Origin of the sequence: Neobacillus sp. PS3-12 (assembly GCF_030915385.1) — a bacterium.
In the GTDB taxonomy this organism is placed as follows: Bacteria; Bacillota; Bacilli; order Bacillales; family Cytobacillaceae; genus JAEVLT01.
Map to the genome: position 1 here is coordinate 1,473,844 of NZ_CP133268.1, position 12,565 is coordinate 1,486,408.

Here is a 12,565-nt window from a genome sequence, read left to right on the forward strand (position 1 = left end):
AAGCGGGAAAATGCCCCGCTTTTTTGTTTGTTCAAAGAATTTCTATTTGATCAGATTAAGTTCATTAACGTCGGCTGGATCGACGACCTGACCTACGACTTGAGCTGCTGCTGGAACTGCGTCTGAAACGGCGGCTTGAACGATTTCTTGAACGACGACTTGAACTACTTCTTGAATGGCTGGAACGACTTCTTGAACGACGGCTTGAACTGCTTCTAGTACGTTGACTTGATCTACTTCTTGTGTGACGGCTTGAACTGCTTCGATGTGATCTAAATATGACAAAGAAACGTGTATGAGTGCTCGAACTGCTGCTTGAGCTACTGCTTGAGCTGCGCCTTGAACTTCTACTTGAACTACTGCTTGAGCTACTGCTACGTCTCGACCTCCGACTAGAGCTGCGGATTGAACTGCTGCTTAACCTCTGTCTTGAACTGCGACTAGAGCGTTGTCCCCTTGGTTCTTGCTGCATAAATTCACTTAACCCTAAATTCTCAACCCTTTTAACAGCTTCTTGAATCTCCAATCCTGAAAAAGTATTCACCATGATCATCTCCATTTTGTAACTGTCAGCAGAAGCCGCTGATTCTTTTGCACCATATATTATGATTAAGATATAGAGAAAGCGCTTGTTTTTAAAATATAAAGCCAATGAAAAAAAAGAGCATTTCCCAATTAGAGAAATACTCTTTTAGTAGTAACAACTAAAATTTTGTTATCCATGTTTTATTTAAATGGAAGGACTAAAAAAACTCTTTAATAGACAAGCGATTTCATCTTTGTCCGCATCTATAATTTCCTTATACTGCGGTTTATCAAACAGCTGGCTGATTTCCTCAGGGAATGACTGTTCAATATCACAAAGTTCAATTGATTCATTGAATTTTGCCGGATGTGCTGTTGCCAGAGTGACACAAACCTCTCCGTCTTTATTACATGTTTCGTACGCTGCGACTCCACAAGCCGTATGCGGATCCAGTAAATAATTTGTTTCAGCATAGTACTTGCTGATTGTTTGCAAACATTCTTTTCCAATTACCCCATGTGCTACGAAGTCCGCTTTAACTTGACGAAGCTGTTCCGCACCCACAACAATTTTCCCTTCTGATTTGAATTGAATCATGAAGGCAGACACCTCGTTTGGATTTTCATCAACCAAGTAGTAAAGATATCGTTCAAAATTACTTGCAACTTGGATATCCATTGAAGGACTGTAAGTGCTGAGAAACTCGCCTGGCTTGTAAACTCCATCTTGGATAAAAGTTTCCAAGATATTATTCTCGTTAGTAGCTACAATAAGCTTATCTACTGGAAGACCCATTCTTTTTGCTAGATACCCGGCAAAGATATCGCCAAAGTTTCCAGTTGGGACACTAAAGTTAACCTTTTTTACGCCTCTACCTTTTGCCACTTGGAAATAGGCATAAAAATAATACACGGTTTGCGCCAGAATACGAGCAAAATTAATAGAATTAATTGCCCTTAGGTGATACTGGTCTTTGAAACCTAAATCTGCAAATATTTCCTTGATGATCCTTTGACCATCATCAAACGTTCCTCTTATTGCTAAATTCAATACATTTTTATCATAAACAGTCGTCATTTGTAATTCTTGCACTTTACTTACTTTTCCGTCAGGATGCAAAATACAAATCCGAATACCTTCTTTTCCTCTTACACCTTCAATCGCAGATGCACCTGTATCCCCAGAAGTAGCACCAAGAATATTGATAGTTTCACCTGTCGTCTTAGATATATAAGCATATAAATTTCCTAAAAATTGCAGTGCAACATCTTTAAAGGCAAAAGTTGGTCCATGGAACAGTTCCAACACATACATGTTATCCCTTACCTTTTTAACAGGTGTTACTTCAGGATCTCGGAAGGTTGAATAACTTTTCTCAATTAAGTTTTTTAGATCATTATCAGGAATTTCACCATCAACATAATAGGAAATGATTTCGTATGCCAATTCTTGATAAGTAAACTGTTCCATTGCTTTCAGTTTATCTGCAGGAATTTGCGGGATTTTCTCCGGAACTAAAAGTCCACCATCATTTGCCAGCCCCATTAAAACCGCATCAATAAAACCAATATTCTTTGTATTTCCCCGTGTACTCACAAATTTCATAATGATCCTCCATTAATAAAATAAACTTATTATTATAGTACCGTAATATTAGATGTTAGTTAATATATTCAATATATTTTGACTTTTTATTTTAGACTTGTCAACTTTAAAAATGAAGAATGCATTAGGAATTTAATTCCTTATCCTAAAATTATTCCTTTGTATTATATTTTCAACACTGTTTCCCAGATTTCAGGATTTACCGGTATTCCATCCCTAAGGTTTACCTCACGCTCCTTCACAACCCTCTCGCCAGGATAAAGAATATCACTTACTCCAGCCATCTTTGATGTTGTCTTAATATACTCAGACATATTTGCAATATATGTATCAGCATAATCCTTACCCGCATAGGCAACAGGGTTTATGGCGATAAACACCTGAGAGATTCCTGTATCCTGCCTGTCTATCCTCAAATCAAAAGTAGATCTCCCAACTGATAGTGCTGAAACCACCATGTCAATGGCTATAGATAGGCCCGACCCCTTCCAAAAACCCATCGGAAGAACTTCTCCGCCATTTAATATCGCATTTGGGTCATCAGTGATATCCCCATCTGCATCATATCCTCCCATAACTGGCAGTCTCTTTCCGGCAAGGGAATAAGTCTGCAGTTTTCCAAATGAGAATTGAGACTGCGCCATATCCAATAATACGTGCCTGCCATTTTTTTGTGGAATAGATATAATTAAGGGATTGTTACCCAAGCGGCTTTCGGTGCCACCCCATGGCGGCATATTGGGAAATGTGTTTGTCATGCAAATACCTATACAACCTGCGTTAGCAGATATCAATCCATATGTACCTCCGCGAAGCCAGTGGGTCGTGTTTTTAAGTGCAACACATCCCAAACCGTACTCTCCTGACAGTTCAACAGCTCTGTTCATGGCAATTGACGCATTTATTGGACCGAAACCCAACTGTCCATCCCACTGTTCAAGTGCACCCATGCTATTCAGTTTCACAGGCTGCGTATGCGGATTAATCACTCCTTCATCAACTAATTTAATTATTACAGGAAATCTGTTCAGTCCATGGGAATACACCCCATCACAGCTGTTATCAGCAATGATCGTTGATGCGATCTCCGCTTTTTCTGATTCAAACCCTTTTAAACTCATTTTTCATTTCATTATACGGTACACGCATGATAAACCTCTCCTATAATAAATATAAGAATTATACATCCATTCATTTTTCAACAATTATAATAAGACAAGCCAAAATAGGATTAGGAAAGAACTTTTCCGAATAGACTGCCAATCCAGGCAAAAAGAACCCCTAACAAAACGGATGAAGTGACATAATAGAAAGCAAGTTTATTTTTTTTACTTTGCAGCATTTGGATGGTTTCATATCCAAATGTTGAGAAGGTGGTATAGGCTCCAAGAAAACCAGTACCAATTAACAGCCACTCCCAATCTTGAATTTTACCTCCCATATGCAAAAAAGCAAGAAGGCCAAGGATAAATGATCCACTTATATTAATAAACCATGTACCAACAGGAATTGTACTGGTTACCTTATTTGCGATCCATTTCCCAAGTAAAAATCGAGTAATTGCGCCCAAAATTCCCCCTATACCTACAAATAGCATGATTATGACTCCCCTTCCGTTTGAGTTTCGGGTTCAACATCTAATGTAGTCGCTTTAACATTTAAGGAGGCAAATTTCGCTCCAAGTAAAGCTAATCCGATCCCCCCGAATATGCTTGCCAATACATAAAATAAAGCAAACCCATATTGTTCGTTTTTTAACAAATTTAACGTTTCTACCGAAAAAGTTGAAAAAGTTGTAAAGGCTCCCGTAAATCCTGTTCCGATCGCTAATTTTAAGTTAGGGTCCATCTTTACACGTTTTGCTGTTATCGTAAAAAACCATGCTAAGAATAAACAACCTAAAAGATTAATCAATAAGGTAGCTAGTGGAAAGCCTGACCTAATAAAAATTACTTTTCCAATAGAATATCGTACAATCGCTCCTATAAATCCACCGATTCCAACAGCTATTACATTCAATGAATATCCCTCCATTCCTATTTTTTCCCTCTAAAATAAAACAGACTCCTACCAGTAATTAATAAAATACTGGTAGGAGTCATTAGTCACATTGACGGTTTATGGCGAACTCCATCGCCGATTCAACTATTTTAAGTATAACTAAAAAAGATACTTAATCAATAGGTAATTGTTAAATTATTAGAATAAAGTGGACAAATAATTAACATTACTTAAGGCGACTTTCAGACGCGCTGAGTTTGAAGCCTTGAAGACGTTTCTACAACCATTCATCAGGTACTGAGGGGTTCTCAGCAATTAAAAAGGCTGCGTTTGTTATTGCTTCAGCATGTGTTGTGCCGCTTGCGCATGCATCATTAAAGCAAACATCTGTATCTCCATTTACTTTATAAATAAATCCAAACTGTTTTAATTTTTCAACGATAAGCATCGCATGCTCTAAGTTTTGCTCGGGATTAAATTCATTAATGAAAACTTCCTTTTCAGGGTCATACCATCGATCCCATCTATTCAATTTCCATCCTAGTATTCTGCGTGCTATAACTTCTACTTGGTTCATTATTCCTAATTGCCCCTTTTCTCTAGATTTTTATATTTTACCATTTTCATGATTTCTATCCTATATAAATGATCACTAATTTTGAATGATTAGAAAAGAAAAAACTATCATTTTTGACAGTTTTTTCATCAAATTCTCTATGAAGCTTTATTTTCAGCTTTTGCGTAACTTTTACGATTTAAAGAAATAACTGCTCCAACAAGAGCGATTCCCATCGCTAATAGCATTACCCCATGATAGGCAGACATAAAAGCAGCTGTTTGTCCGGGTTTCGGGTTTGTTACACCGCCCCAAGCTTCAAATAAGGAAACTGAAAGAGCAATTCCTGAAACCATGCCCAAATTTCGAACTAAGCTGTTTATTCCACCTGCAATCCCAAGCTTTGGTTTAGGTACCGAACTCATGACAGAGCTATTATTAGGTGATTGAAACATGCCGGCCCCTAATCCCATCAAAAATGCACCAGGAATTACTTGATAAAAATGGGCTGACGCTGAAAGCATGGAGTAATAAAGCAAGCCAAGACTCGTTAGAACTAAACCGCTAGTGGTAAGCGCAATCGGTCCAAATTTATCGGAGGTATGACCGCTGAGTGGTGCGATAATGGCCATAGTGATTGGAAAAACCGTCATCAATAAACCAACTTGTGTCGGGGTATAGTCTAAAATATGCTGTAGATAAAAAGGTAAAAGCATGTTGTTCGCAAACATCGCAACAAATGATAGCCAGCCAGCGAGATTTCCGATTAAGAATGGACGATTACGAAACATGGATAAATCAATCATAGGGTGCTTAACATTCCGTTCAGTACGGATGAAGAGCATCAACAATGCCACACCTAGTAATAGGCTAATCAGGATCGGGAAACTGGACCAGCCCCAGCTTTCACCATTATTGATTCCTAAAAGCAAACAGACCATCCCGGCTGTAAAAGCTAATGCTCCTGTAAAATCAAAGCTTTCTTGACCTTTCCTTATTTCATCGACAGGCAGAATCCACCTAGCTGCAAGAAAACCTATAATTCCAATGGGTAAATTAATATAGAATATGGCCCTCCAGTTGAGGAAACCAATTAGGAGTCCCCCAAGGGCAGGACCAGTTAGACTTCCAAGGGCAACAACTGTACCAGTTAAGCCGAGGGCCTTACCTCGTTCTTCAGCAGGGAAAGTAGCGGTGATGATAGCTGCGCTATTGGCCATTAGCATGGAAGCACCAATAGCCTGCAGCACTCGAGTTCCAACTAGAAACCAAATATTTGTTGCTAAGCCGCACAGGATCGAGCCAAGTGTAAAAATTAAAAAACCTAAGGAATAGATCTTTTTCCTTCCTAACAAATCTGCCGTTCGGCCAAAAACCGGTAAAAGGCTTGAAATGGTTAAAAGATATGAAGTAACCACCCATTGCAAAGTAGAAAGCTGGGAATGAAGGCTGCCAGAAATAGTTGGCAGAGCTACGTTTACAATACTGCTGTCTAAGGTAGACATGAAGGTTCCGACCGAAACGGTAGCTAAAACATACCACCGGTAATTAGCTTTACTTTTCAGGTTATCAAACATTTTCTCCCTTCTTTCATTTATAATCGAAAATCTCTTATGTATCTTTTTCCTGAATAATATTTTACCTGTTTTTACATAAAAAAGCAGGACACCGATTTTAAAATATCTGGTCTCCTGCTTTAGGAAAAAGTTTAGGAATTATTCTCATTAAAAGATGTTTTTTTATTTTGAATATCTTTTATAAAAATTGGCAATTTATCCTTTGTCCATTGAAAAGAATAGAGAAGGATTGCACGAAAGATATCGATTACTAAGTATTGAAATTTTGTTAAAAACACTAAGGAAAGGATTCTAAAACGTTTAACATATTTTAAACCTAAATAAATAAAAACAACTTGAAGAATTGTATTAGACACTAAGAAAACCCAAAATTTCCCGTAAAATAATTTTAACATCCAAAGACTTGTAGCGAAGTATGGACCAAAATTAAAAAAATCCATACTATCTAAAGGAGAAATCCCTTTATAAAAGTGCCACCATTTTTTTCTTTCACCAAATTTATCTAAGAATTTGGTCAAGACAGAGATAAAAATTGCAGATGGTAAATATTTTTTCAGAGCATTCTTACCTAAAAAGGGTAAAGTTAACCACGAAAGAATTAACATAGATATTAAAAATAATTTTGAGCTTTTCACTAAAACACCCCCGCAGTTTTACAAGAGCACTACCACCATGCGAGCAATTAAACAACTCTGATAATTAGGTGGCACTCATGGAATAAACTAAATTAGGAATATTAACTTGTATACATACTTTTGCCCAAAATTATTTATTTATTCCCTTTAACATTTCTCGTCTGCACTCAGAGGAAATTGAAGTTTAATGCTTGTTCCGATTCCTTGTTTACTATCTATTTGTATTTTTCCATTCATGCTTTCAACAATACGAAATACAACCATCATACCCAGACCTGTACCTTTAGCACCTTTTGTTGTAAAATAAGGCTCTCCAAGCCTGCTTTTTTGTTGTGCAGTCATCCCCACTCCTTCATCCGAAATCGTAATATTTACATTCAATTTGTCCTTATGACAACGGATTGTAAGAGTACCACCTGATTGCATGGCTTCAATTCCATTTTTAATAATGTTAATGAGAACTTGCTGAAACATGCCAGGATTTCCTTTAATAGAGCAAGTACATAAATTAGAAACTATTTCCACATGGTTCATTTTTGCCAGTGGGTCAATAATCCGTAACGCCTTTTCAATTTCAGTTTGTACCATTAAAGACTCAAAATTTTCAGGTGAAGGCTTCGCAAACGTAAGATAATCGCGAATGATGCCTTCAGCATGGTCTAGTTCATTTGTGGCAATCGTTATGTAATCCTTAATATGATTTGGAATTTCCTTTGATTCTGACAACAATTGCAGAAATCCTCGGGTGGAAGTCAATGGATTACGAATTTCATGCGAGATACTGGCAGCTAAGTGGCTAGCGACTTCCATTTTTTCCATTCGAACGAGTCTGCGAAAAACCATTTGCTGTTCTCTTATTGATTCAACCATATATCCAACGATGAACATGCCTCCAGTTTGAATCCCAATATATGAAATAGAAATTGGAAGTGTAACTGGCAAATCAAATAATAATTTAACACCTGCTAAGGTCCAAACTGACATAAAGATCATTAAAGATGTTGTAATGACATTTTTCCATAATTTCGAGCATTCATCATATACGATGCGGCATTTTATGATAACAAAATAAAAGATAATTATATTCATAATCGCAAACCATGCATGCTCAGTTCCGTTAGTTAAACGTAAAACAATTATTAAAATAACCATCCAGATTCTAGTAACTCTTCCAGCATATAAACACCCAAGAACAAACGGTACAAGACGTAAATCAAATATGATTCCGCCAGCAAACTTAAACGGAAATAACATACAAAAGGAAATCGTAAAAGTTAAACAAATAAACATGATTATTTTTGTATGGGTTTGTTCGGGTTGCAGATGACTGATCCTAGATTGGAGCAAGAGTAATCCTACTAATATAACCAAAAGATTTACTAACAAATGCGAAGTACTTTCCATAAGAGGCCTCCACTACACAATTGCATTCATTATAAGCTATTATGATGGAATTGATAATAGAAAAAAGCAGACTGACAAGAATCTGCTTTTTTCCACTTAGTCATTTAGGGTATACATCATTTTTCATGTGAATATCTTTTGCAATGGAAGCTAATCTTACTTATACTCCTGCATATGAAGAAAATCCGCCATCGATTGGAAGAACAACACCAGTTATGAAGCTTGCTGCCTCTTCACTTGCTAAGAACAATAAGCCGCCAATGAGCTCTTCTGGCTCACCAAAACGGTCCATTGGTGTACTGCCAAGAATTTTCCGGTTCTGGCAGTTGGAGTACCGTCTTCATTGAATAATAATTTTTCATTTTGTTTTGTTACTAAAAATCCAGGAGCAATTGCGTTTACACGAATACCTGCTTTTGCAAAATATACAGCAAGCCATTGTGTAAAGTTGCTAATTGCAGCTTTTGCACCGCTATATGCAGGAATCTTCGTTAATGGTGTATAAGCATTCATAGATGATACGTTGATAATCACGCTTCCTTTTTTCCCAACCATTGCTTTAGCAAACACTTGAGAAGGCAGTAAAGTTCCTAAGAAGTTTAAATCAAAAACGAAGCCTACACCTTTAGGATCAAGCTCAAAAAATGTTTTTAATTCAGGGTTTTTCTTCACTTCTTCTGCATTATAGAACTCATCGTCTGTAGTACCACGAGGGTTGTTTCCTCCTGCACCGTTTAGAAGAATATCGCATGTTCCAAGTTCTTTTTCGACGATTTCTTTTGCTTTTTCAAGTGCTTCTCGATCTAATACATTTGCTGCCACACCAATAGCTTGTCCGCCTGCTTCTTTAATCTCTTTAGCCACTCGATCAGCTGGTTCTTGGTTAAGGTCAAGAATAGCAACCTTTGCTCCGCATTCTGCTAAAGCTTTTGCAAAGTATGATCCTAGTACACCGCCGCCGCCAGTTACCACTGCTACTTTATTTGTTAAATTCACTTTAAACGGAACTGTCATTTTATTTTCCTCCTCCAGGACATTAACGCTTTCTACTTTTTTGTTCTGCTTCCCATAGACCATTCAGATATGTCGCACCTAATGCCCTATCGTATAATCCGTATCCTGGTTTTCCAGTTTCTCCCCAAATCATACGACCATGGTCAGGACGGATTGGTCCATTGTAATCAAAATCTGCCATTGCACGGATTACTTCATACATATCAATGGAACCATTTGCTGACAGGTGGCCTGATTCTTGAAAGGATCTTCCGCCTGTATGCTTAACATTACGGGCATGGACAAAGTGAACGCGGCCTTTCTTACCAAAATAGCGCAGCATTTCAGGAAAATCGTTTTTTGGATCGGAACCGAGCGAGCCGCTGCACATAGTTAAGCCGTTATTAGGGCTGTCTACAAGACCAATAAATCTTTCCAGATTTTCTTTATTCGTAATAATACGTGGAAGACCAAAGATATCCCATGGCGGATCATCCGGATGGATGGCCATTTTGACATTTGCTTCATCGGCAACTGGGATAATTTCTTTTAAGAAATACTCAAGATTTTCCCATAATTTCTCATGGTCCACATTTTTATAATGATCAAACAACGTTTGAAGTTCTTCTTTTTTATAGCTTGTATCCCAGCCGGGAAGTGATAATTCCCCTGTTAACGGATCCATTTTGTCAACAACTGATTCTTCAAAAATTAAAGCTGTTGATCCATCAGGTAAACGGTAATCCAACTGTGATCGAGTCCAGTCAAAAATCGGCATAAAGTTATAGCAAATAACTGGAATACCGGCTTTTCCAAGGTTGCGGATTGTTTCCTTATAGTTTTCAATGTATTTATCACGAGTTGGAAGGCCGATTTTAATATCCTCATGAACAGGCACACTTTCAATAACGGAAATGTGCAGTCCACCATCTTCAACCGTCTTTTTTAATTCTTGTATTTTTTCTAAAGGCCATGACTCACCAACTGGAATGTCATAAATAGCTGTGACAATTCCTTTCATCCCTGGAATTTGACGAATATATTCCAGCGAGATTGAATCACTTGGTCCATACCAACGAAAACCCATTTCCATTGTCTTATTCCTCCTTGTTATTGAACTTCCATGCTAAAGTAATTTTTTGCATTGTTATAACAGATATCCGTAATAAGTCTTTCTAATAGTGCCTGGTCATTTGGAACTTCACCATCTTCAACCCATGATCCGATTAAATCACATAAAATTCGGCGGAAATATTCATGACGGCTGTATGAGATAAAGCTTCTAGAGTCTGTAAGCATACCAACAAAATGGGCAAGCAGCGCTTGATCAGCTAAAGCAGACATTTGTCTGATCATACCTGGCTTTGTATCATTAAACCACCAGCCAGAACCAAATTGAATCTTCCCGGCAATTCCTTCATTATTTGTCTGGAAATTTTGAATTGTACTGCCAATCAAATCATTGTAAACAGGGTTAAGATTGTAAATAACCATTTTTGGAAGCGCATCTTCTAGTTCCAAAGTATTTAGCAACCTATTTAATGGTTCAGCTACTTCACCTTGGTCGCTGATTGAATCAAATCCAGTATCAGGACCTAGCTTTCTAAACATTTTTTCATTATTATTTCGAATTGCCCCAAAATGTATTTGCATGGCCCAGTCCCGTTTTTTAAGGCACTTGGCAAGATGCAAGAGAATCGCTGTTTTAAATTTCATTTCCTCTTCTCTACTTACTTGTTTACCAGCACGGCCTGCTTGGAAAATAGGATCTAATTCACTTTCTTCAAAAGCAGCAAATGGGATCTCAGCAATACCATGATCAGAAATCCGACAGCCGTGGTCGTGGAAGTATTGAACTCTTTCTTCAAGTGCTTGTAAATATTCAGCAAATGAGGAAATCGTCTTATTCGTTACCTTCTCTATTCTTTTTACAAATTCAACAAAGGTCTCTTTATTAATTTCTACACCTTTATCAGGACGGAAGGTTGGGAGCACGGTTACACCAAAATCTTTTTGCTCTTTGATTTGCTCATGATAATAAAGGTCATCTGTTGGATCATCTGTTGTACAAATTATTTTTACATTCGAGCGTTTAATTAAGTTTTGTACAGTATAATCATCTTGACTTAAAAGCTCATTACACTGGTTATAGATTCTTTCCCAACTATCACCATTGAGCAATTCTTCGATTCCAAAGTACTTTTTTAACTCAATATGTGTCCAGTGATACAGGGCATTTCCTACTGTATACGGCACCGTTTCGGCCCACGCCTTAAACTTATCTTCATCACTGGCATCTCCCGTAATATAGCGCTCATCGATACCGTGTGCCCTCATTCCTCTCCATTTATAATGGTCACCATACAGCCAAAGCTCTGTTATATTTTTAAACTTTTTATTTTCAGCTATTTCCTTCGGAGATAAGTGACAATGATAATCATAAATCGGCATTTTCTTTGCATATCTATGATACAAATCAACGGCTGTTTTATTACTCAACATAAAGTTCTCATGTATAAACGTTCCCAAATTAAACACCCTTTCTAATGACGTCGAATCATTTATTTAAACATTTCGCTCATGAAGTTTTCTTATTGTGTTGCATTTATGGAAGCTAACTTATCCATAAACTGACTGGCAACTTTTTGAACTGAACTGTAATCATCGGCTGTCACACCTTTTGTAAGAGCACTGCCAATTCCAACAGCAAACGCTCCGTTATTGACCCACTTATCAATATTGTCTAGGCTTACTCCGCCAGATGGCATTAATTGCACATGTGGGATTGGTCCTTTGACATCTTTAATAAACGAAGGCCCCAAGAGGCTCCCTGGAAAAAGCTTGCAGACATCAACACCGAAAGTTAGTGCTTGCATGATTTCAGTTACTGAGCCGCAGCCTGGTAAATACGGGATTGAATAACGATTGCACATGGTGGCAATGGAACCATCAAAGTGCGGACTAACCACATACCTTGCACCTTTCATGATTGCGATTCTTGCAGTTTCCTCGTCTAAAACAGTTCCGGCCCCAACAATCATTTGCGGCTCTCCAAGCCGAGAAAGTTCAGCAATTGCATCTTCAGCTCCTGGTGTTGAAAAGGTAACCTCAAGAGAACGAATCCCACCTTTAAATACCTGCTTCGATATTTCAACTGCGTCTTCTTTGTTTTTACCGCGGATTACTGCCACTAAATACCCTTTATGCATCTCATTTAGTACTTCGTATTTTTGTAACATCCTTTATCACCTGGCCTTTTTTATTTTCA

12 protein-coding genes, 2 pseudogenes and 1 riboswitch are annotated in these 12,565 nt (G+C 37.7%); all 14 genes and pseudogenes read right to left on the reverse strand.

Annotated features, from left to right (window positions below; all coding sequences use genetic code 11):
• Positions 1 to 42: 42 nt before the first annotated feature.
• Complete coding sequence (locus RCG17_RS07635) at positions 43 to 285, reverse strand: hypothetical protein (protein WP_308174601.1); 243 nt, start codon at positions 283 to 285, stop codon at positions 43 to 45.
• A 178-nt stretch (positions 286 to 463) separates the two neighbouring features.
• Positions 464 to 559: pseudogene (locus RCG17_RS28280) on the reverse strand (CotG/ExsB N-terminal domain-containing protein); the annotation flags it as partial.
• 171 nt (positions 560 to 730) lie between these two features.
• Positions 731 to 2,131, reverse strand: coding sequence for a threonine synthase (gene thrC / locus RCG17_RS07640; RefSeq protein ID WP_308174602.1), 1,401 nt, complete (start codon positions 2,129 to 2,131; stop codon positions 731 to 733).
• 164 nt (positions 2,132 to 2,295) lie between these two features.
• Positions 2,296 to 3,252 (reverse strand): 3-dehydro-L-gulonate 2-dehydrogenase, encoded by a 957-nt coding sequence (yiaK, locus tag RCG17_RS07645; RefSeq protein ID WP_308174603.1) that lies wholly within the window; start codon positions 3,250 to 3,252, stop codon positions 2,296 to 2,298.
• Between the two features lie 110 nt (positions 3,253 to 3,362).
• The gene (crcB, locus tag RCG17_RS07650) at positions 3,363 to 3,728 is read right to left on the reverse strand and encodes a fluoride efflux transporter CrcB (RefSeq protein WP_308174604.1); all 366 of its coding nucleotides are present in this window, start codon (positions 3,726 to 3,728) and stop codon (positions 3,363 to 3,365) included.
• A 2-nt stretch (positions 3,729 to 3,730) separates the two neighbouring features.
• The gene (crcB, locus tag RCG17_RS07655; RefSeq protein WP_308174605.1) at positions 3,731 to 4,150 is read right to left on the reverse strand and encodes a fluoride efflux transporter CrcB; all 420 of its coding nucleotides are present in this window, start codon (positions 4,148 to 4,150) and stop codon (positions 3,731 to 3,733) included.
• 66 nt (positions 4,151 to 4,216) lie between these two features.
• Positions 4,217 to 4,278, reverse strand: a riboswitch (Fluoride riboswitch).
• A 131-nt stretch (positions 4,279 to 4,409) separates the two neighbouring features.
• A complete protein-coding gene (locus tag RCG17_RS07660; RefSeq protein WP_308174606.1) occupies positions 4,410 to 4,709 on the reverse strand; it encodes a BC1872 family protein in 300 nt (99 codons plus the stop codon).
• Between the two features lie 137 nt (positions 4,710 to 4,846).
• Complete coding sequence (locus RCG17_RS07665) at positions 4,847 to 6,265, reverse strand: MFS transporter (RefSeq protein ID WP_308174607.1); 1,419 nt, start codon at positions 6,263 to 6,265, stop codon at positions 4,847 to 4,849.
• A 131-nt stretch (positions 6,266 to 6,396) separates the two neighbouring features.
• Entirely contained in the window at positions 6,397 to 6,900 is a 504-nt protein-coding gene (locus tag RCG17_RS07670; protein WP_308174608.1) for a hypothetical protein, read from the reverse strand.
• A gap of 147 nt (positions 6,901 to 7,047) precedes the next feature.
• Positions 7,048 to 8,304 (reverse strand): ATP-binding protein, encoded by a 1,257-nt coding sequence (locus tag RCG17_RS07675; RefSeq protein WP_308174609.1) that lies wholly within the window; start codon positions 8,302 to 8,304, stop codon positions 7,048 to 7,050.
• 160 nt (positions 8,305 to 8,464) lie between these two features.
• Positions 8,465 to 9,318: pseudogene (locus RCG17_RS07680) on the reverse strand (SDR family oxidoreductase).
• A 22-nt stretch (positions 9,319 to 9,340) separates the two neighbouring features.
• Positions 9,341 to 10,390 carry a mannonate dehydratase gene (gene uxuA, locus RCG17_RS07685; RefSeq protein ID WP_308174610.1) on the reverse strand — a complete coding sequence of 350 codons (1,050 nt, stop codon included), beginning with the start codon at positions 10,388 to 10,390 and terminating at the stop codon, positions 9,341 to 9,343.
• 17 nt (positions 10,391 to 10,407) lie between these two features.
• Positions 10,408 to 11,826, reverse strand: a complete 1,419-nt coding sequence (gene uxaC / locus RCG17_RS07690) for a glucuronate isomerase (protein WP_308174611.1) — start codon at positions 11,824 to 11,826, stop codon at positions 10,408 to 10,410.
• A gap of 62 nt (positions 11,827 to 11,888) precedes the next feature.
• Positions 11,889 to 12,536, reverse strand: coding sequence for a bifunctional 2-keto-4-hydroxyglutarate aldolase/2-keto-3-deoxy-6-phosphogluconate aldolase (locus RCG17_RS07695; RefSeq protein ID WP_308174612.1), 648 nt, complete (start codon positions 12,534 to 12,536; stop codon positions 11,889 to 11,891).
• Positions 12,537 to 12,565 lie beyond the last annotated feature (29 nt).